Annotated in this window: 21 protein-coding genes; 18 read left to right on the forward strand and 3 right to left on the reverse strand. The window is 67.8% G+C overall.

Annotated features, from left to right (window positions below; genetic code table 11):
• The first annotated feature begins 29 nt into the window (after nt 1-29).
• Together ACJMKX_RS11420 and ACJMKX_RS11425 are read left to right on the forward strand one after the other, a co-directional pair.
• Entirely contained in the window at nt 30-1,196 is a 1,167-nt protein-coding gene (locus ACJMKX_RS11420) for a hydroxymethylglutaryl-CoA reductase (protein WP_405225195.1), read from the forward strand.
• Nucleotides 1,197-1,198: 2 nt separating this feature from the next.
• Nucleotides 1,199-2,857 (forward strand): BamA/TamA family outer membrane protein, encoded by a 1,659-nt coding sequence (locus tag ACJMKX_RS11425; protein ID WP_405225198.1) that lies wholly within the window; start codon nt 1,199-1,201, stop codon nt 2,855-2,857.
• Here ACJMKX_RS11425 and ACJMKX_RS11430 read toward each other — a convergent pair.
• Nucleotides 2,854-3,231: a DUF2784 domain-containing protein gene (locus ACJMKX_RS11430; RefSeq protein ID WP_405225201.1), complete on the reverse strand. Its 378-nt coding sequence runs from the start codon at nt 3,229-3,231 to the stop codon at nt 2,854-2,856. The two genes, ACJMKX_RS11425 and ACJMKX_RS11430, sit on opposite strands and share 4 nt — an antisense overlap.
• A gap of 152 nt (nt 3,232-3,383) precedes the next feature.
• Here ACJMKX_RS11430 and ACJMKX_RS11435 point away from each other — a divergent pair, with 152 nt between their 5' ends.
• From ACJMKX_RS11435 to ACJMKX_RS11470, 8 genes are all read left to right on the forward strand, one after another.
• A complete protein-coding gene (locus ACJMKX_RS11435) occupies nt 3,384-4,004 on the forward strand; it encodes a sulfotransferase family protein (RefSeq protein WP_405225204.1) in 621 nt (206 codons plus the stop codon).
• Nucleotides 4,005-4,078: 74 nt separating this feature from the next.
• Entirely contained in the window at nt 4,079-4,750 is a 672-nt protein-coding gene (locus tag ACJMKX_RS11440) for a glutathione S-transferase family protein (protein WP_405225207.1), read from the forward strand.
• 21 nt (nt 4,751-4,771) lie between these two features.
• A complete protein-coding gene (locus ACJMKX_RS11445) occupies nt 4,772-5,167 on the forward strand; it encodes an MAPEG family protein (protein ID WP_405225210.1) in 396 nt (131 codons plus the stop codon).
• 155 nt (nt 5,168-5,322) lie between these two features.
• On the forward strand, nt 5,323-5,787 hold the full coding sequence (locus ACJMKX_RS11450) for an FKBP-type peptidyl-prolyl cis-trans isomerase (RefSeq protein ID WP_405225213.1): 465 nt from the start codon (nt 5,323-5,325) through the stop codon (nt 5,785-5,787).
• Nucleotides 5,787-5,993 carry a SlyX family protein gene (locus ACJMKX_RS11455; protein ID WP_405225216.1) on the forward strand — a complete coding sequence of 69 codons (207 nt, stop codon included), beginning with the start codon at nt 5,787-5,789 and terminating at the stop codon, nt 5,991-5,993. The genes ACJMKX_RS11450 and ACJMKX_RS11455 overlap by 1 nt, the downstream gene beginning before the upstream one ends.
• A gap of 24 nt (nt 5,994-6,017) precedes the next feature.
• Entirely contained in the window at nt 6,018-6,809 is a 792-nt protein-coding gene (locus tag ACJMKX_RS11460; protein ID WP_405225219.1) for a CPBP family intramembrane glutamic endopeptidase, read from the forward strand.
• 88 nt (nt 6,810-6,897) lie between these two features.
• On the forward strand, nt 6,898-7,161 hold the full coding sequence (locus ACJMKX_RS11465; RefSeq protein WP_405225222.1) for a DUF4404 family protein: 264 nt from the start codon (nt 6,898-6,900) through the stop codon (nt 7,159-7,161).
• 90 nt (nt 7,162-7,251) lie between these two features.
• A complete protein-coding gene (locus ACJMKX_RS11470; RefSeq protein WP_405226621.1) occupies nt 7,252-8,331 on the forward strand; it encodes a mechanosensitive ion channel family protein in 1,080 nt (359 codons plus the stop codon).
• 6 nt (nt 8,332-8,337) lie between these two features.
• Here the strand turns inward: ACJMKX_RS11470 and ACJMKX_RS11475 are convergent, their stop codons facing one another.
• On the reverse strand, nt 8,338-8,664 hold the full coding sequence (locus ACJMKX_RS11475; protein ID WP_405225224.1) for a hypothetical protein: 327 nt from the start codon (nt 8,662-8,664) through the stop codon (nt 8,338-8,340).
• Nucleotides 8,665-8,757: 93 nt separating this feature from the next.
• Between ACJMKX_RS11475 and uvrD the strand changes: the two genes are divergently transcribed.
• The 6 genes from uvrD to ACJMKX_RS11505 are packed head-to-tail and all read left to right on the forward strand — an operon-like array spanning nt 8,758 to nt 16,138.
• A complete protein-coding gene (uvrD, locus tag ACJMKX_RS11480) occupies nt 8,758-10,935 on the forward strand; it encodes a DNA helicase II (RefSeq protein ID WP_405225227.1) in 2,178 nt (725 codons plus the stop codon).
• 39 nt (nt 10,936-10,974) lie between these two features.
• Nucleotides 10,975-12,351 (forward strand): Trk system potassium transporter TrkA, encoded by a 1,377-nt coding sequence (gene trkA, locus ACJMKX_RS11485; protein ID WP_405225229.1) that lies wholly within the window; start codon nt 10,975-10,977, stop codon nt 12,349-12,351.
• 52 nt (nt 12,352-12,403) lie between these two features.
• Complete coding sequence (locus tag ACJMKX_RS11490) at nt 12,404-13,855, forward strand: TrkH family potassium uptake protein (protein ID WP_405225232.1); 1,452 nt, start codon at nt 12,404-12,406, stop codon at nt 13,853-13,855.
• Nucleotides 13,855-14,190, forward strand: coding sequence for a tetratricopeptide repeat protein (locus tag ACJMKX_RS11495; RefSeq protein ID WP_405225235.1), 336 nt, complete (start codon nt 13,855-13,857; stop codon nt 14,188-14,190). Before ACJMKX_RS11490 ends, ACJMKX_RS11495 begins: the two co-directional genes overlap by 1 nt.
• Nucleotides 14,183-14,761: a TRAP transporter small permease subunit gene (locus ACJMKX_RS11500; RefSeq protein WP_405225238.1), complete on the forward strand. Its 579-nt coding sequence runs from the start codon at nt 14,183-14,185 to the stop codon at nt 14,759-14,761. Before ACJMKX_RS11495 ends, ACJMKX_RS11500 begins: the two co-directional genes overlap by 8 nt.
• A gap of 3 nt (nt 14,762-14,764) precedes the next feature.
• A complete protein-coding gene (locus ACJMKX_RS11505; RefSeq protein WP_405225241.1) occupies nt 14,765-16,138 on the forward strand; it encodes a TRAP transporter large permease in 1,374 nt (457 codons plus the stop codon).
• A gap of 330 nt (nt 16,139-16,468) precedes the next feature.
• Here the strand turns inward: ACJMKX_RS11505 and ACJMKX_RS11510 are convergent, their stop codons facing one another.
• On the reverse strand, nt 16,469-17,584 hold the full coding sequence (locus ACJMKX_RS11510) for a TRAP transporter substrate-binding protein (protein ID WP_405225244.1): 1,116 nt from the start codon (nt 17,582-17,584) through the stop codon (nt 16,469-16,471).
• A 383-nt stretch (nt 17,585-17,967) separates the two neighbouring features.
• On the opposite strand from ACJMKX_RS11510, the gene dtd reads away from it, so the two are divergent.
• Together dtd and ACJMKX_RS11520 are read left to right on the forward strand one after the other, a co-directional pair.
• Nucleotides 17,968-18,405 (forward strand): D-aminoacyl-tRNA deacylase, encoded by a 438-nt coding sequence (gene dtd, locus ACJMKX_RS11515; RefSeq protein WP_405225247.1) that lies wholly within the window; start codon nt 17,968-17,970, stop codon nt 18,403-18,405.
• 138 nt (nt 18,406-18,543) lie between these two features.
• Nucleotides 18,544-18,804 carry a Sec-independent protein translocase subunit TatA gene (locus tag ACJMKX_RS11520; protein WP_405225250.1) on the forward strand — a complete coding sequence of 87 codons (261 nt, stop codon included), beginning with the start codon at nt 18,544-18,546 and terminating at the stop codon, nt 18,802-18,804.
• Nucleotides 18,805-18,812 lie beyond the last annotated feature (8 nt).

Consider the following 18,812-nt stretch of genomic DNA (forward strand, 5'->3'; position numbering starts at 1 on the left):
ATGTCCAGAGAAAGTGGAGTGGCTCCCCAATGACGGAATCAGTGCCAAGGTCGCGCGACGACGACTACACCCCCGAGATGGCCGAGAAGCGGCGAGGCTTCGTTGGCGAGCGCACCGGCGTCAGGCTGAGGCACGTCGGCCAGTTCTCCTTCGAGCCGTCGGCGCTGCCCGGCAACATCGAGAACTTCATCGGCGTGGCCCAGGTCCCGATCGGGCTGGCGGGGCCGCTGCTCGTGCACGGCGAACACGCCGAAGGGGAGTTCTACATTCCCCTGGCCACCACCGAAGGCACGCTGGTGGCCAGTTACAACCGGGGCATGAAGCTGCTCCGTGCCGCCGGCGGCGTGCGCACGACGGTGCACGACGACTGCATGCAGCGGGCCCCCGCATTCATCTTCAAGAGCGCGCGGGATGCGCGCGAGTTCGGCATCTGGATCGAGGAGAACATCGACGCGATCCGCGAGCAGGCGGAGTCGACGAGCAGCGTCGCGAAACTGCGCAACATCGAGCAGTACTCGGCCAGCCGTTTCCGCTACCTGCGTTTCGACTACACCACCGGTGACGCGGCCGGCCAGAACATGGTGACCCGGGCGACCCGGGCGGCCTGCGACTGGATCAAGGCCAATTATCCGGGCATCGACCATTACTACCTCGAGTCGAACTTCGCCACGGACAAGAAGAGCTCCCAGGTCAATGTGTTGCACACCCGGGGCAAGCGGGTGACCGCCGAGGCCATCATCCCCGGCGACCTGCTGACCTCGGTGACCCATGCGCCGGCCAGCCTGGTGCTACGGGGTCGACAGGTCGCGAATCTCGGTGCCATGCTGTCCGGGGCGAACAACAACGGCGCCCATTCCGCGAACGCCATCACGGCCATTTTCATCGCCACCGGCCAGGATGTGGCCAACGTCGCGGAGTCGAGTGCCGGCATCATCCACGCGGAACTGACCCCGGAAGGGGATTATTATTTCTCCATCACGCTACCGTCCCTTATCGTCGCCACCCACGGCGGCGGCACGGGACTGCCGACCCAGCGGGAGTGCCTGGAGGTACTCGGATGTTACGGCAAGGGCAAGGTGCTGAAACTGGCAGAGATCGTGGCCGCGACCGTGCTCTGCGGGGAGCTCTCGCTGGGCGGCGCCATCGTGGCCGACGAATGGGTATCCAGCCACGAGAGCTACGGCCGCAACCGCTGAGCGTGGGGTGGTATGCCGCCACGGTGATGTTCGCGCTGCTGGCGGCCGCGCCGACCGTGGCCGATGAGCCGGCGGGGCCGGAGCCCGCCTTCAGCTACGAACGGCCCGAGAGCCTGCCGAGCGACGAGCAACTGGTGGCGATGGGGGCCGTGATCGGCGATGTCCGCCTCGACCGCCAGCAGATCTTCGACACGAGCCAGCCGGAAGAGGACAAGGTGCTGTACCGGCTGGCCAACCGGCTGCACCCGCTGACCCGGCCCTCGGTCATCACCAGCCAGCTCCTGTTTGCGAGCGGCGAACCCTACGATCCGCGCCTGCTCGCGGAGTCCGAGCGGATCCTGCGCGGCAACGGCTTCCTGTTCGACGCGCTGGTGGTGCCGGTGGCCTACGAGGACGGCGAGGTGGACGTGCTGGTGCGCACCCGCGACGTGTGGACGCTGGAACCCTCGCTGTCGCTGTCGCGCTCCGGCGGGGAAAACCGCTCGCTGGTAGGGGTCGAGGACCAGAACTTCCTCGGCACCGGCGCGACCATTGCGCTGGAATTCGAGAACGACGTCGACCGGGATTCCCGCCGCATCACCTATTCCGACCGCCAGCTCGGGCGCAACTGGATCTCGGTGGATCTGACCTACTCCGACAACACGGACGGCTCCACCCAGGCCGTCAGTGTCTGGCGGCCTTTCTACGCCCTCGACACCCGCCGCGCCGGCGGCTTCACCGGAATCACGGACGACCGGGAGGAATCGCTGTACGAGCTGGGCGACGAGGTGGTCGACTACCGCCACGAGGAGGATCTGCTGCACGCCTGGTACGGCTGGTCGGCGGGGCTCAGCGAGGGCTGGACGCGGCGCTGGCGCGCAGGCGTGGTCTACGACGACAACGTATTCGGCCCGCCGGACGATCTCGTCCGGGCCGGGCCGGTGCCGGAGGATCGCAAGCTCGTCTATCCCTATATCGGCGTCGAGATCATCGAGGACCGCTATACGGAAACCACGAACCACGACCAGATCGGCCGCACGGAAGACTTCTTCCTCGGCGCCCGGCTGTCGGCGAGCATCGGCTGGAGCAACGAGTCGTTCGGCGCGGATCGGGAGGCGTGGATCGTCTCCGGCGCCGCCAGCCGCGGCTACGGCACGCCCGCCGACCGCATGCTGCTGCTGGATGCCCGGGCATCGGCGCGGCTGGAGTCCGGCAACATCGAAAACGGGCTGCTGCGCGGCTCCATCCGCTATTACCACAAGCAGTCGGAGAAACGGCTTTTCTTCATGACCCTGCACGGTGCGGTAAGCGAGAACCTGGACCTGGACAACCCGCTGCAGCTGGGCGGCGACACCGGCCTGCGCGGCTACCCCCTCCGCTACCAGACCGGTGAAGCGAGCGCGGTCTTCACCATCGAGCAGCGCTACTTCACGGACTGGTATCCGTGGCGCTTCTTCCGTGTGGGCGGTGCGGTCTTCGCCGACATCGGCCGCACCTGGGGCGACAACCCGGTGGGCGGCGACAGCCTCGGCCTGCTGAAGGACGCGGGCTTCGGCCTTCGCCTCGCCCCCACCCGGGGCGGCAGCGAGAAGGTAGTCCACATCGACATCGCCTTCCCCCTGGACGGCGACGACTCCCTCGATACGGTGCAGATCAGCGTGGAAGGGAAGCGCAGCTTCTAGCGCCCGCGCCTGCCGGCCCGCCGGCGCCGCAGCACGATGCCGTAGACCACGAGGTTGACGAGGATCACTCCGCTGCCGAGCAGCAGCTGCACCGCTGGCGTCAGACCGGCGGGGTAGATCAGTGGCAGCAGGTAGTGCTCGATGAAACCGCCGCTGTAGCCCGCCTCTCCCGCGCTCGCCCGCAGGCGCTGCTCCAGTGGTGTCAGCGGGCAGACGCCGCCGGTGAACTCGATGCCGGCCCCCCACGCGGCGCAGGGCAGATGCACCGCGGCCGCCAGCGGCCAGCGCAGCGCGAGCAGGCCGCCGGCCACGACGAAGACGATGAACGCCGCGTGCAGCAAGAGTACGGCGTCTGCGGCCAGGCTTGCGGCCATCGGCGTTTGCCTCCCGGCGTCTTGCGTAAATCCCATAGTTACACGCCGCGCCCGCGGAGCGAAACTGGCTCGTATCGAGACAGCCACCAGCGAGCGCCGGCACCCGGCCGGGGGTTCCCGTCCACGCGGGCCGGCATCGGAAGGAGGGACCAGTGAACGAGTCGACAACAGGTGTCCGCGTCATCGGCGCGGGGGTCGGCAGGACGGGCACCCATTCGCTGAAATGCGCGCTCGAACACCTGCTCGGCGGACGCTGCTACGACATGGACGAGGTGCTCGCGCACCGGCAGCACGAAACCGTCTGGAAGGCCGCCGCGGAAGGGCGCATGCCCGACTGGCGGCGTTTGCTCGGTGACTACGCCAGCACGGAGGACTGGCCGGCGGCCGCGTTCTGGCCCGAACTCACCGAGGCGTTCCCGCATGCCTTCGTGGTCCTGTCCCACCGCCGCGCCGAAGACTGGCTCCTGAGCGCCCGGGCCACCATCTTCCAGGCGATGGAAGAAGACGAGGACACGCCGTGGGGGGACATGATCCACACGATCATGCGCGATCGCTTCACCGACCGGCTAGAGGACGACAACGCCTGCCTGGAGGCCTATGAGCGGCACAACGCGGCGGTGCGCGCTGCGGTACCGCCCGAGCGGCTCATCGACTGGCCCACCGGCGCGGGCTGGGAACCGCTGTGCCAGGCGCTCGGCGTCGCGGTGCCGGACATGCCATTCCCCCACGTGAACACCACGCGGGAGTTCCGGGAGCGGGTGAGAGCGCACTGACGGCTCCCGTTGCGGTACCCTGTGCGCCGGCGCGCAGCCGGGCTTGCGCCAGCGTGCCGTAACGAGGAGAGAACATGATCACCGTCCATCACCTGGAAGACTCGCGCTCCCAGCGCGTGCTGTGGCTGCTCGAGGAACTGGGCGCCGACTACGAGATCCGCCGCTACGAGCGTGACCCCGAGACCATGCTCGGCCCCGACTCCCTGAAGGAGGTGCACCCGCTGGGCAAATCGCCGGTGATCGAAGAGGACGGGCGCGTCGTGGCGGAATCGGGCGCCATCATCGAATACCTGATAGCGCGCCACGGCGGCGGCAGGCTGATCCCGCCCGCGGACTCCGACGAGCGCCTGCGCTATACCTACTGGCTGCACTACGCCGAAGGCACACTGATGCCGCTGTTCGTCATGGGGCTGGTGTTCGAGCGCCTGTCGCAGCCGCCGATGCCGCTGCTGCTGCGGCCCGTCGGCGGCCTCATCGGCGCCGGAGTCAGAAAGTCGTTCATCGAGCCGCGCCTCGAGCAGAACCTGGGCTTCATCGAGGAGGAACTGGGCCGCAGCAGCTGGTTTGCCGGGGAGGAACTCACCGGCGCCGACGTGCAGATGAGCTTCCCCCTCGAGGCCGCGGTGGCCCGGGGCGGCGTCGGCGACGCCTGCCCCCGCATCCGCGCCTTCGTCGAGCGCGTGCACTCGCGGCCCGCCTACCGCCGGGCGCTCGAGCGCGGCGGCCCCTATTCCTACGCCGGCTGAGCGGCCGGCAGGAGCACGACGATGACCGTAATGGCGATCTGCATCGCACTGCTGGGGCTGCTCGTTTTCCTCCTCGGCTTGGCCGTGTCGCTGGCACGGCGTCGTGGCAGGACCGGCATCGGCTACCCCGACGACCCCGCCGACCCGCTGCACAAGCTGGTGCGCGCCCACGGCAACACCATCGAATACGCGCCCATGCTGGCGCTGCTGATCTGGGTGGCCGGCACCGCCACCAGCGCGGCCTGGCTGCAGTGGATCATGATCGGGGCCACGGCCAGCCGCTACATGATCGTCGCGGGCATGCTGCTGGCGCCGTCGCTGCGCCACCCGCACCCGTTGCGATTCCTCGGCGCCCTGGGCACGTACGTCTTCGGCACGGTGCTCTGCCTGGACCTCCTCTACCGCGCGCTGGCCTGACGCGAGAGCGCCGCCCGCCCTGCATCACGGCGCCGAAAACGTTACCCTACGGCCAGTGGCTCGGGGACCGGCATCGCGCCGGCGCCTCCGGGCGCGATAATCCACGAAGCGGTGTGGCCGCGACCGCCCCGCTGATGAGCACTATGGAGAACCCTGTGAAGATTGCTGAAAACTGCGTCGTCGCGATCGACTACACCCTGACCGACGACGAGAAGAACGAGCTCGACAGCTCCGCGGGCCGCGAGCCGCTGAAATATCTGCACGGTGCGCAGAACATCATCCCGGGCCTGGAGAAGGCGCTCGCCGGCAAGGCCGAGGGCGACGAGGTGCAGGTCACGGTGCAGCCGGAAGAGGCCTACGGCCCGGTGAACCCGGACCTGATCCAGAAGGCCCCGCTGAGCGCCTTCCAGGGCGTCGAAGAGGTGAAGCCCGGCATGCAGTTCCAGGCGGAGGGCCCGAACGGACAGACCCAGATCATCACGGTGCGCGAAGTGCATGACGACGGCGTTTCCATCGACGCCAACCACCCGCTGGCCGGCCAGGTGCTGCACTTCGACGTGAAGGTCCAGGAAGTCCGCGAGGCCACCGAGGAAGAAGTGGAACACGGCCACGTACACTGATGACGGACGACCGGATCGATAACGTCGAGGCGAAGGTGGCCTATCTGGAAGACGCGAACGAGACACTGAGCGGCGAGGTGGCCGCGCAGCTGCGCATGATAGAGAGCCTGGAGTCACGGCTGGCGCTGGCTCTCGAGCGCATCGGAGAGCTCGAGCCGGGCGCCCCGGACGAGCCCCGGGGAGACGAGCCGCCGCCCCACTACTGATCCGGGGACGGGGACAGCCGGCACATGGATGCACTGGCCGTCTCCGCCAATCTGATACTGATCGCGATCCTGTTCGCGATGTTCGTCGAGGCGGTGGGCCGCCGCCTCTTCGCACCTCCCTGGCTGCGTTACGGTCTTGCGGCGGCAGCGCTGCTGGTGGCCGCGGACCTGGCCGTCTACCTGATCGAAGCCGAGGTACGGCGGGTGGTGCCGGTCTGGTTCTACCTGATCGCCACCGCCATACTCATCGCCCGCGCCGTGACCGAGACGGTGGTGGGACTGGCCGCCGCGGAGAGGCTGGGGCTGAAGCCGCTGCCACTGCTGCGTCCGCGGACGGATGCAGGGCACCGCGGCGGTGCCCTCGCCGTCGTGGGCGCGGGTATCGGCTGCGGCCTCGGCATCGCGGCGTGGAGTGCGGCCCTGTTTCTCGTCACGGCACCCGGGCCGGCCGCCGGCGGGGAGCTCGCTCCCTGGGAAATGCCGGAGGGTGCCGCCCTCGCCTGGTTTCTGACCGCGCTGGTGGTCACGTCCCTGGGCGAGGAGCTGACCTTCCGCCTCGGTATCCAGAATTACTTCGGCGCGCTGTTCGGCCGCGGTGCGGTCGGCTACTGGGCCGCCATCGTCCTCTCGTCCGTGCTGTGGTCCCTGGGCCACATCGGCCGCGTGGATCCGGAGTGGGTGAAATTCGCGCAGATCTTCCCGGCGGGGCTGCTCCTGGGCTGGCTGTTTCGCCGCATGGGCTTCGAGGCCTGCGTGATCGCCCATGCCGTGCTGAACCTGATCATGGCCTTCGCGACGCCGAAACTGCTCGGATGAGCGACGGCGCCCTGGCACGCCCCGCCCCCGTGGCATAATCGGGACAGCACGCAGACACACGGATACGCCAGTGACCGAAAAGGATCGATTGAAGGATCACCTCCGCACGCTGCATCGGGAGCTCGAGGGCTCCGGGCAGCTGGACGAGGACATGCGCAGGCTGCTGACCCAGGTGGACGAAGACATCCACCGGCTGCTCGATCAGGGCGAGGAGCCCGCAGCAGAGCCGGAAGGCGACGACGCGCTCAGCAACCAGGTGCGCGAGACAGCAACCAACTTCCAGGCCGAGCACCCGCGCACCTACCGCGTGCTGCGGGAGATCGCGGACACACTGGCCAAGCTGGGCATCTAGTACGGTGGCCATGACGGTGGCCCGTATGACGGCGGTGATGACCGGCCCGACGCCGGTCGTTGCGGGGCGGCAGCCCGCGGCGTGAGCGACATGATCGGGGCATTCGGCGACTACGTCCCCGCGCTGGCGGCCGCCGCACTGGTCGCGGCGGTCCTCGCGCTGGGGCAGTGGCTGCTGCTGTCTCGCAAGCCTCTCGGCACGGAGGCGCGCCTGCCCCGGCAGCTGGTGATGCTGCTACTCACCGCGGCGGGGCTCCTTCTCGTCGTGCTGCTGCTGCCCATGTCGGACAACACCCGGGGACAGGTGCTGAGTCTGATCGGCATCGTGCTCACCGCCGTCATCGCGCTGTCCTCCACCACCTTCGTGGCCAACGCCATGGCAGGCCTCATGCTGCGCATGGTGAAGAGTTTTCGGCCCGGCGACTTCGTCAGCGTCGGCGAGGAGTTCGGCCGCGTAACCGAACGGGGCCTGTTCCACACCGAGATCCAGACCGAGGAACGCGACCTCACGACCATCCCGAACCTCTACCTGGTCACCAATCCGGTCACCGTCGTGCACTACTCCGGCACCATGATCGCGGCTTCGCTGTCGTTGGGGTACGACGTGGCCCACCGCCGCATAGAGACGCTGTTGAAGGAAGCGGCATCGGACGCAGGACTGGAGGAGCCCTTCGTGCAGGTGCGCGAGCTCGGTGACTTCTCGGTCACCTATCGGGTATCGGGCTTCCTGGCGGAGGTGAAGCACCTGCTGACGGCGCGTTCCAATCTCCGACGCGCGATCCTAGACACGCTGCATGGCGCCGGCATCGAGATCGTCTCACCCACGTTCATGAACCAGCGGCGTATCGGCGACGGCGTTCAGGTCATGCCGCCGGAGGCGGATGGAGGCTCGGCGCCGCGGAAACCGGCACCGGCGGAGGAAAAACCCGAGGACCGGATATTCGACAAGGCCGAGGAAGCCGGCGAGCGCGAATCCCTGCGGTTGGAGCTGGAAGAGCAGCAGGCTGCGAAGACCGCGCTCGAGGGCGCAATCAAGGAAGCCGACGAGGGGAAGAAGCCGGCCATGGAGCGCGAGCTCGAAGCGGTTGAGCGGCGGGTGGCCGCGCTCACCGAGGCCGTGAACGCCGTACGCGCCGACAAGGACGCGAGGAACGACAAGGCGTCGGGCTGAGGCGTCTCAGGCGGCCGAGACCTGGCGGATCCGCGGTACGAACATCATCAGCAGCGCGGCCGAGAGTATCGGCAGCCGCGAGACCACGACGAACAGCGGCCGGTAGGAGTCGTTCTGGATGATCCAGCCGGCCATGGGCGCGAACAGGGCAGCGCCCAGACTGCCGACGGCTCCGTACGCTCCCCACACCGAGGCCACCCGGCCGGCGGAGAACAGGTCCGAGGGCAGGGTGAAGAACACCGAGCTCTTCACCTGGATGGAGAACATGCCCAAGTCCAACCCGACTCGCGCCGCCCCCGGTTCGCGGCGCCAGCCCCAGCGCGGCGGACTCATCCGGTATACTCCCACCCCCGGCGCCCGCTCCCGGCATCCGCTGCCGCCGCACCGCCGTTCTTACATCAAGCTCATCACGATCCACGCGAGCCCATGGACGTCACGCCCATCATCGATCCGTTGAACGACGCTCAGCGGGAAGCGGTCACCGCACCCGACGAACCCGTGCTGGTGATCGCCGGCGCCGGCAGCGGCAAGACCCGCGTACTGGTGCACCGCGCCGCCTGGCTGATCCGGGTGGGCGGCGTCGCGCCCCAGAGCCTGCTCGCAGTGACCTTCACGAACAAGGCGGCGAACGAGATGCGCAGCCGCATCGAGAGCCTGCTGGACATGCCGGCCCAGCATCTTTGGATCGGTACCTTCCACGGCCTCGCCCACCGGCTGTTGCGCCGCCACTGGCGCGAGGCCGGGCTGCCCCAATCCTTCCAGATCATCGATTCCGACGACCAGCAGCGGCTGATAAAACGCATGCTGCGCGGCATGGAGCTGGACGAGACACGCTGGGTGCCGAAGGAAGTCCAGTGGTTCATCAACAACCAGAAGGACGAGGGTCTCAGGCCGGACCACCTGGACGACGGCGGCGACCCGAACCGGCGGCGCATGATCGAGCTCTACCGGGCCTACCAGGAGCAGTGCGACCGCGCCGGCCTCGTGGACTTCGCCGAGCTGCTGCTGCGGGCGCATGAGCTCTGGCGCAACGACCCGGAGCTGCTGGCCCATTACCAGCGCCGCTTCCGCCATCTGCTGGTGGACGAGTTCCAGGACACCAACGCCATCCAGTACGCCTGGCTGAGGATGCTGGCCGGCACCAGCGGCATCCCCTTCGTGGTGGGCGACGACGACCAGTCCATCTACCGCTGGCGCGGCGCACGCGTCGAGCACATCCAGCGCTTCCAGAAGGACTTCCCCGGCGCGAAGGTGGTGAAGCTCGAGCAGAACTACCGCTCGACCGGCACCATCCTCGAGGCCGCCAACGCCATCATCGCCAACAACGACGGGCGCATGGGCAAGAACCTGTGGACCGATGGCAGCGAAGGCGAGCCCATCCGCATCTACGCCGCGTTCAACGAGCGCGACGAGAGCGACTTCGTCGTGAACCGCATCCGTGACTGGGTGGCCCAGGGCAACGCCCGTGCCGACGCCGCCATCCTGTACCGCTCCAACGCCCAGTCCCGCGTGCTCGAAGAGGGCCTGGTCAACGCGCGCATCCCCTACCGGGTGTACGGCGGCCTTCGCTTCTTCGAGCGCGCCGAGATCAAGGACGCGCTCGCCTACCTGCGGCTCATCGCCAACCGGGACGACGACGCCTCTTTCGAGCGCGTGGTGAACACGCCGACGCGGGGCATCGGGGCACGCAGCGTGGAGGCCATGCGCTCCTACGCCCGCGCCAACGCCTGCTCGCTGTGGCGGGCGGCGGGCGCGCTCGCCAGCGACGACGGCGTCAATGCGCGCGCTGCCAACGCCATCCGCGCCTTCCTGAATCTCATCGAGGTGCTCGACCGGGACACCAGGGGCCTGGACCTGCACGAGCAGGTGGACCACGTCATCGGCGCCAGCGGCCTGGTGGAGCACTTCCGCAAGGAGAAGAGCGAGCGCGCCATCACCCGGGTGGAGAACCTGGAGGAACTGGTGAGCGCCGCCCGGGGTTTCGACCCGGAGCAGAGCGACACCGACATGCCGCCGCTGGACGCGTTCCTGGCGCACGCGGCGCTGGAGGCCGGCGAGGGCCAGGCGGATGCCTGGGAGGACTGCGTCCAGCTGATGACCCTGCACTCGGCCAAGGGCCTCGAGTTCCCGCTGGTCTTCCTCTGCGGCATGGAGGACGGGCTGTTCCCCCACCAGCGCTCCATCAACGATCCGGGCGGGCTCGAGGAGGAGCGGCGCCTGTGCTACGTCGGCACCACCCGGGCGATGCGTCAGCTCTACATCACCTATGCCGAGCAGCGGCGCCTGCACGGCACCGACAGCTTCGCGCTGCCGTCGCGCTTCATCGCCGAGATCCCCACCGAGCTGGTTGAGGAGATCCGGCCCCGTGCCCAGATCAGCCGGCCCGTGGTCTCACCGGCGCGGCGCCCGTCACGGGCCGGCCGCGAGCCTGCCGGCAGCGAGAACGGCATTCGTCTCGGCCAGCGGGTGCGCCACGGCAAGTTCGGCGAAGGCGTGGTGCTGAACTGCGAAGGCCAGGGCGCCCACGCCCGGGTGCAGGTGAACTTTGAAGGCGCCGGCACCAAGTGGCTGGTGCTCACCTATGCCAACCTGGAACTGATGTAAAATGGGCCCGGGTCCGGGGGGCCGACAGCCGGCAAGAACATGAAAATACTCATACTCGGCGCAGGGCAGGTCGGATCCTCGGCCGCCTATCACCTCTCCCGGGAGGAAGCCAACGAGGTCACGGTCGTCGACCGCAGCCCGGAAGTGCTGCGCGAGCTGCAGGACCGCCTCGACATCCGCACCGTGGTGGGCCATGCCGCCTATCCGGATGTGCTCACCCGGGCCGGCGCGAGCGACGCCGACATCCTGATCGCGCTCACTGACAGCGACGAGACCAACATGATCGCCTGTCAGATCGCCTACACCCTGTATCACACGCCCACCAAGATCGCCCGTATCCGCGCGGCGGAGTACATGAACGCGAAGAAGCTGTTCAGCCAGGAATCCCTGCCGGTGGACGTGCTGATCAGCCCGGAGCAGCTCGTCTGCGAGTACGTGGAGCAGCTCATACTGTATCCGGGCGCGCTGCAGGTGCTGGAGTTCGCCGACGGCCGGGTGCGGCTCGTGGGCGCCCGGGCCGACCGGGACGGCCTGCTGGTGGGCCAGCAGCTGAAGAACATGAAGGAACACATCCCGAACACGGAGGCCCGCATCGCGGCCATCTACCGGGACGGCCAGAGCGTCATGCCGGACGGCGACACGGTGATCCGCGAGGGCGACGAGGTCTTCTTCCTGGCGGCGCGCAAGGACATCCGGGTGTTCATGAGCGAGATGCGCAAGCTCGACGACCCCATCCGCCGGGTGGTCATCGCCGGCGGCGGCAACATCGGCTTCCGCCTCGCCATGGCGCTGGAGCAGACCAACCAGGTGAAGATCATCGAGCGCAATCCGGAGCGCGCGCGGCGCATCTCCGAGCAGCTCGCCAAGGCCATCGTGCTGGTCGGTGACGCCGCCGACGAGGAGCTGCTGCTCGAGGAGAATATCGACTCCACCGACGTCTTCTGCGCGCTCACCAACGCGGAGGAAGCGAATATCCTCTCGGCCATGCTGGCAAAGCGGCTGGGCGCGCACAAGGTGATGGCGCTCATCAACCGACCCTCCTATGCCGAGCTGGTCGAGGCGGGCACCATCGACATCGCCATCTCGCCGCAGCAGGTCACCATCGGCTCGCTGCTGGCACACGTGCGACGCGGCGACGTGGTGAAAGTGCATTCCATGCGCCGCGGGGCGGCCGAGGCCATCGAGGCCGTGGCCCACGGCTCGCCGGAGAACTCGAAGGTGGTGGGCCGCAAGATCGAGGACATACCGATACCGCGGGGCACCACCATCGCCGCACTGGTGCGGGACGACCAGGTGATATTCGCCCACCACGACACCGAAGTGCAGGCCGACGACCACGTGATCCTCTTCATGACGGACCGGCGCCGCATCGAGGACGTGGAGGAACTCTTCCAGGTCGGCGTGTCCTTCGTCTGACCGGTATGGCCGTCTCTGCGAGTCACAGCCAGCGGCGGGGATCAGCGGAGCGATGAACCGGGTCGTCGTCCAGCGCATACTCGGCCTGCTGCTGATGATGTTCAGCGTGACGATGCTGCCGCCGGTGGTGGTCTCGCTGATCTACGGCGACGGCGGCTGGCTGGCGTTCGTCGAGGGCTTCCTTCTCAACCTGGCAGCGGGTTTCTTTCTCTGGCTGCCCGTCCGCGACGCCCGCGCCGATCTCAGGCTGCGGGACGGCTTCCTGGTGGTGGCCTCTTTCTGGCTGGTGCTGGGCACCTTCGGCGCCGCGCCGCTGTATTTCTCCGATGTGCCGACAATGTCCTTCACGGATGCCGTGTTCGAATCCATGTCCGGGCTGACGACCACGGGCGCAACGGTGCTGACCGGGCTCGACGCCCTGCCCCGGTCGATCCTGTGGTACCGCCAGCAGCTGCAGTGGCTGGGAGGCATGGGCATCATCGTGCTGGCCGTCGCCATCCTGCCGATGCTCGGCGTCGGCGGCATGCAGCTCTACCGGGCGGAGACGCCGGGCCCGATCAAGGATACCAAGCTCACGCCGCGCATCACCGAGACCGCGAAGGCGCTGTGGTATCTGTACCTCGGCTTCACCATCATCTGCGCCGCGGCCTACTGGGCCGCCGGCATGAGCGTGTTCGACGCGCTGTGCCACAGCTTCAGCACTGTCGCCATCGGCGGCTTCTCCACCCACGATCTCAGCATCGGCCATTTCCAGTCCACCACCATCAACCTCATCGCGGTGGTGTTCATGTTCCTGGCCGGCATCAACTTCTCGCTGCATTTCTTCGCCTGGCGCTACAGCAGCGTTACCCACTACTTCAAGGATCCGGAGTTCCGGGCCTACTCGTTCATCCTGATGATGCTGGTGGCGACTATCGTCATAGTGCTTGCGCTGCGGGGCACCTACGAGAGCCCGCTGCAGGCCGCGGAGCACGGACTGTTCCAGGCGGTCTCCATCGCGACCACCACCGGTTTCACCACCGCCAACTATTCGGCCTGGCCGGGCGCCCTGCCGGTGCTGCTGATCTTCGCGAGCTTCGTCGGCGGCTGCGCGGGCTCCACGGCGGGCGGCATGAAGGTGATCCGCTGGTTGCTGATCTACAAGCAGGGTGTGCGCGAGATCGCGCGACTGGTGCATCCCAGTGCCGAGATCCCGGTGAAACTGGGCCCGAGGGCCGTGCAGGCCCGGGTGATCGAGGCGGTGTGGGGCTTCTTCTCGGTATACGTCGTTGTCTTCGCCGTCATGATGATGCTGATGCTCTCCACGGGCCTGGACCAGGTGACCGCCTTCTCGGCGGTGGCGGCGGTGCTGAATAATCTGGGTCCCGGGCTGGGCGACGTGGCCAGCGGCTTCATGACCGTGCCCACCCTCGGCAAGTGGGTGGCGATCCTCGCGATGGTGATGGGGCGACTGGAGATATTCACCCTTCTCGTACTGGTGACGCCGATATTCTGGAGGCGCTGATGGCGGGCGATCGTCTGCAGGCATTGCAGAAGCTGCTCGAAAGCGGGCGGGAGGACGCCCTGCTGCGCTATTCCCTGGGCAACGAATGGTTGTCCGCCGCCGAACCGGCGGAAGCCGTGCCCCACCTCGAACGGGCGGTGGAACTCGACCCCGGCTATTCCGCGGCCTGGAAACTGCTGGGCCGCGCGCTCACCGATACCGGCGACGCCGGGGCCGCGGCGGCCGCGTACCGGCGCGGCATTGCCGTGGCCGAGGAGCGGGGCGACAAGCAGGCGGCGAAGGAGATGCAGGTCTTCCTGCGCCGCATCCAGAAGGCCGGCGGCGCGGATGACTGACCGCACGGCGACCGTTGCGACCCTTGCGGCCCTGGGCCTCGCACTGGACCGGGTGAGCGCGGTGATCGGCCGCACGATCTCCTGGCTCACGCTGGTCATGGTGCTGGTGACGTTCCTGGTCGTCGTGCTGCGCTACGTCTTCGACGCGGGCTTCATCTGGCTGCAGGAGAGCATTACCTGGATGCACGCGGCCGTGTTCATGCTGGGTGCGGCGTATACGCTCGAGCAGGACCAGCACGTGCGGGTGGACGTCTTCTACCGGGGCTTGTCCGAGCGGGGCAAGGCGGTGGTGGACATCGCCGGCGTGCTGCTGCTCCTGCTCCCGCTCATGGCGTTCTTCCTGTGGCAGTCGTGGGACTACGTCGAGACCTCCTGGCGCATCGGCGAGTCGTCCCGCGAGGCCGGCGGTCTGCCGTATCCCTGGACACCGTTATTGAAGAGCTGCCTGCTGCTGATGCCGGCGACGGTGTCACTGCAGGCGCTCGCCCTGTTGCTGCGCTCCGCGCTGACTCTGTCCCGCGGCTACCGGGTGCCGGCCGTCGACGACGACAGCGAAGATATCCGGGGCTGAGCCATGGAATGGATGTCGGCAGTCCTGTTTCTGGTCGTGATTCTGGTGCTGCTGGCCGGCTTCCCGGTGGCGTTCACCCTGGGTGGCACGGCCCTCGTCTTCGCCGGCATCGGCGCCGCGGCCGGCGTCTTCGATGCGGCCTTCCTGTCGAGCATCCCGAACCGGCTCTTCGGCATCATGGGTAACGAGACCCTGGTGGCGGTGCCGCTGTTCGTATTCATGGGCATCACCCTGGAGCGGGCCCGCATTGCCGAGGAACTGTTGGACACGCTGTCGGCGCTGTTCGGCCGGGTCCGCGGGGGGCTCGGCATCTCGGTCACCCTCGTCGGCATGCTGCTCGCGGCCAGCACGGGCATCGTCGGCGCGACGGTGGTGACCATGGGGCTGCTCTCCCTGCCTACCATGTTGAAACGGGGCTACTCGCCGTCGGTGGCCTGCGGCACGATCTGCGCTTCGGGTACGCTCGGCCAGATCATCCCGCCGTCCATCATCCTGGTGCTCCTCGGCGACGTCCTGTCGTCCGCCTATCAGGAAGCGCAGTTGGAGCAGGGCATCTTCTCGCCGGAGACCGTATCGGTGGGCGATCTGTTCGCGGGCGCGCTGGTGCCCGGGCTGCTGCTGGTGGCGCTGTACGTCGCCTACGTGGCGGTGACCGCGCTGCTGCGGCCGGAATCCATGCCGGCACCGGTCGAGGTGACCGGTGCCGGCGAACACCTCGGAGCCCGCATTTTCCGGGCACTGCTGCCGCCGCTCGGGCTGATCCTGGCGGTGCTCGGCTCCATCCTGGCAGGGATCGCCACACCCACCGAGGCCGCGGCCGTGGGCGCGATGGGCGCCATGCTGCTCGCACTCGGCCGCCGCCAGCTGGACCTGCCCCGTCTGCGGGAGATCATGGAAGGCACCGTACGGGTGAGCAGCATGGTGTTCCTGATCCTGATCGGCGCCTCGGTGTTCTCGGTGGTGTTCCGCGGCTACGGCGGCGACGACGCGGTGGCCGAGATCCTCGGCGGCCTGCCCGGCGGTGTCTTCGGCGCGGTCGTCGTGGTGATGCTGGTGATGTTCCTGCTGGGCTTCGTCCTGGACTTCATCGAAATCACTTTCGTCGTGGTGCCAATCGTGGGGCCCGTGCTGCTGGCCATGGGCCTGGACCCCGTGTGGCTCGGGGTGATGATCGCGATCAACCTGCAGACCTCGTTCCTGACGCCGCCCTTCGGCTTTGCGCTGTTCTATCTGCGCGGCGTGGCGCCGGAAACGATACGCACCGGCCAGATCTACCGGGGCGTGATCCCGTTCGTGATCATCCAGCTCGTCACCCTGGGCGTGCTGGCGCTGTGGCCGGAACTGGTCACCTGGCTCCCCGACCGCATCTACGGCTGACCCGCTCTTCTGGGCGTGGCGTCCTTCTATTGGCGCAGGCCCGCCATCGGGTGGGTAAGGGTGGCGGGGACGCTCAGTCGGACGTCCTGGCTCCAGTCGGCCCGGACGACCCCGCCACCCTCACCCACCCGCTGACGGGCCCGTAGCCGAGAGGTCTGGCACGAGTCAGCAGGCGCCGCTGACTGGCGGATCCTCTCGGCCACCGCGAGGCGGCCGTCATGCGGGGGTATCCATCGCCGCGACCTTTTGTCGGGAGCAAGATGGATACCCCCGCATGACGGCCACGATAGAACGGGGGTCTGGGAGAGCGGATCGGGCCTGAAGGCCCTCCTACAAATCTACCGGGCCGTCGCGGGCTTCCAGGTAGGCGCGCTCCGTGATGCTCTGGAACACCGCGGAGCGCTCGAGGAACGCTTCCTGGGACGCGCGGATCCTGGCGATCAACGGGTCGCGGGCGCTCATTTCGTCGAGGAGGTCCCGCGTGATCTCCTTCAGGCGCTCCAGCACCGGCTGGGGGAAGCGTCGCACCTCGATGTCCGGGTCGGCGAGGATGGTCTGCAGCGCCTCGGCGTCCCGGTAGGCGAACTCGGCGCGCATGTCGTTGTTGACGGACTGGCTGGCCACGGCGATGACGGCCTGCAGGTCCGGCGGCAGACTTTCCCAGGCGTCCTTGTTGACGATGCACTCCAGCGTCGGGCCCGGCTCGTGCCAGCCGGGGTAGTAATAGTAGCGGGCGGCCTTGTTCAGGCCGAAGGCGACGTCGTTGTAGGGGCCGACCCATTCGGTGGCGTCGATGTTGCCGGTCTGCAGGGCGGTGAATATCTCGCCGCCGGGCAGGCTGACCGGCGTGCCGCCGGCCCGGCGCAGCACCTCGCCGCCGAGGCCGGGGATGCGCATCTTCAGCCCATCGAGGTCGGCGAAGGTCTCGATGGGCTTGTTGAACCAGCCGCCCATCTGCACGCCCGTGTTGCCGGCCGCGTGGGGCACGAGGTTGAACGGGTCATAGGTCTCCCGCCACAAATCCATGCCGCCGCCGTAGAACAGCCAGCCGTTCATCTCGTGGGAGTTCAGGCCGAACGGGATCGAGGTGAAGAACTGGCCTGCCTCAACCTTGCCTTTCCAGTAATAGGCGGCGCCGTGGCCCAGCTCCGCCGTGCCCTGGGAGACGGCGTCGAACACCTCGAACGGCGGTACCAGTTCGCCTGCCGCATAGACGTGAACCTTGATGCGGCCGCCCGAGACTTCCTCGATGCGCCGGGCCAGATTGGCGGCGCCTCGACCGAGGCCGGGGAAGTTGGGCGGCCAGGTGGTCACCATCTTCCAGTTCAGGGTAGGAGCGTCGGCGCACGCGGCGCCCGGCGCGGCCGACTGTTCGCCGGCACAGCCTGCCAGGCCGGCGGTGAGTGCGCCGGCGCCAATGCCGGTAACGAAATCCCGTCTCTTCATGCCGATACCCCGCTGATGTTCCCGGGAGTGTAGTCCGAGCAGGGCCGACCGCCAACATTCAGCGGCAGGAGGGGCGTTTACCACATTAGCTGAATAATTGACTCGTATGGTTATATTATTCCCACCGAATTAGCATTATTCGAGTAGTGGGATTTTTATTGATTAATGCGTAAATTATTGAATAATTTGTGGGACTAATTGGCGGGGGAGGAGGGCCGCGGTCCCATGCACCTCCCTGTGAGCGGGCGGCTGCGGCGGTCTCCTCCCCCGTGGAAAGCCGTTGGCGTGCCCGCGCGGCGGGGTGCCGGCGACCGGGGTAGACTGCCATCGGGCCCGACAGGCAGCATCGCCATTTTCTGGGAAACCGCGGGAAGAATCTGGACATGATCGGTCTGCTGCAGCGGGTCACGGAAGCGTCCGTCCACGTGGACGGGCGGGAGGTGGCCAGCATCGGCGAGGGGCTCGCGGTCCTGGTGGGGGTACGCCGGGGCGACGACCAGCGCGACGCCGCCCGCCTGGCAGAGCGCCTGCTCGGTTACCGGGTGTTCCCGGATGCCGAGGGCCGCATGAACCGGTCCCTCGCGGACACCGGCGGGGCGCTGCTGCTGGTGCCCCAGTTCACCCTGGCCGCCAATACGCGCAAGGGCACCCGGGCCAGCTTCACGACGGCGGCGCCGCCGGAGGAGGGCCGGCGCCTGTTCGACGAGCTGGCCGCCCGGGCGCGGGCCGCCCACGGTACCGTCGCCACCGGGGAGTTCGGTGCCGACATGCGCGTATCACTTGTCAACTGGGGCCCCGTGACCTTCTGGCTCGAGACCTGAGCGGAAGCCTCCGGCATCGGGGAACCTGCGCACATTTCCTGTTGCCGAATTGACGTATCATCCACCACTCGGAGGTGGCCCCGTGGCCGCCGCACATTCACAATCGGTACACAGGACCGCCTGTGGGGTGACTAGGAAATGTTAGGGAACATCAGTATCTGGCAGCTCCTTATCGTGCTGCTGATCGTCATCGCGATCTTCGGCACGAAGAAGCTGCGCAACATGGGTTCCGACGTGGGCGAGGCCGTCCGCGGTTTCCGCAGCGCGATGGACGATGCCGACAAGGAACCCGAGCAGAAGAATCTCCCGGACAGCGAGGAGAAGGACGCGGACTTCGGCACGCAGAACGAGACCCGCACGACGGAGAGCCAGTCCGGTTCGAAGACCGGTCAGTCCTGACCCTGCGC

It is taken from the genome of Lentisalinibacter sediminis, assembly GCF_040706615.1.
GTDB lineage: Bacteria > Pseudomonadota > Gammaproteobacteria > Steroidobacterales > Woeseiaceae > Lentisalinibacter > Lentisalinibacter sediminis.

Excerpts from the sequence above, each read along its gene's own strand:
- ACJMKX_RS11420 (WP_405225195.1), top strand. The coding sequence starts at position 30 with ATGACGGAATCAGTGCCAAGGTCGCGCGACGACGACTACACCCCCGAG.
- ACJMKX_RS11430 (WP_405225201.1), bottom strand. The coding sequence starts at position 3,231 with ATGGCCGCAAGCCTGGCCGCAGACGCCGTACTCTTGCTGCACGCGGCG.
- ACJMKX_RS11440 (WP_405225207.1), top strand. The coding sequence starts at position 4,079 with ATGATCACCGTCCATCACCTGGAAGACTCGCGCTCCCAGCGCGTGCTG.
- ACJMKX_RS11445 (WP_405225210.1), top strand. The coding sequence starts at position 4,772 with ATGACCGTAATGGCGATCTGCATCGCACTGCTGGGGCTGCTCGTTTTC.
- ACJMKX_RS11455 (WP_405225216.1), top strand. The coding sequence starts at position 5,787 with ATGACGGACGACCGGATCGATAACGTCGAGGCGAAGGTGGCCTATCTG.
- ACJMKX_RS11460 (WP_405225219.1), top strand. The coding sequence starts at position 6,018 with ATGGATGCACTGGCCGTCTCCGCCAATCTGATACTGATCGCGATCCTG.
- ACJMKX_RS11470 (WP_405226621.1), top strand. The coding sequence starts at position 7,252 with ATGATCGGGGCATTCGGCGACTACGTCCCCGCGCTGGCGGCCGCCGCA.
- ACJMKX_RS11475 (WP_405225224.1), bottom strand. The coding sequence starts at position 8,664 with ATGAGTCCGCCGCGCTGGGGCTGGCGCCGCGAACCGGGGGCGGCGCGA.
- uvrD (WP_405225227.1), top strand. The coding sequence starts at position 8,758 with ATGGACGTCACGCCCATCATCGATCCGTTGAACGACGCTCAGCGGGAA.
- trkA (WP_405225229.1), top strand. The coding sequence starts at position 10,975 with ATGAAAATACTCATACTCGGCGCAGGGCAGGTCGGATCCTCGGCCGCC.
- ACJMKX_RS11490 (WP_405225232.1), top strand. The coding sequence starts at position 12,404 with ATGAACCGGGTCGTCGTCCAGCGCATACTCGGCCTGCTGCTGATGATG.
- ACJMKX_RS11495 (WP_405225235.1), top strand. The coding sequence starts at position 13,855 with ATGGCGGGCGATCGTCTGCAGGCATTGCAGAAGCTGCTCGAAAGCGGG.
- ACJMKX_RS11500 (WP_405225238.1), top strand. The coding sequence starts at position 14,183 with ATGACTGACCGCACGGCGACCGTTGCGACCCTTGCGGCCCTGGGCCTC.
- ACJMKX_RS11505 (WP_405225241.1), top strand. The coding sequence starts at position 14,765 with ATGGAATGGATGTCGGCAGTCCTGTTTCTGGTCGTGATTCTGGTGCTG.
- ACJMKX_RS11510 (WP_405225244.1), bottom strand. The coding sequence starts at position 17,584 with ATGAAGAGACGGGATTTCGTTACCGGCATTGGCGCCGGCGCACTCACC.
- dtd (WP_405225247.1), top strand. The coding sequence starts at position 17,968 with ATGATCGGTCTGCTGCAGCGGGTCACGGAAGCGTCCGTCCACGTGGAC.
- ACJMKX_RS11520 (WP_405225250.1), top strand. The coding sequence starts at position 18,544 with ATGTTAGGGAACATCAGTATCTGGCAGCTCCTTATCGTGCTGCTGATC.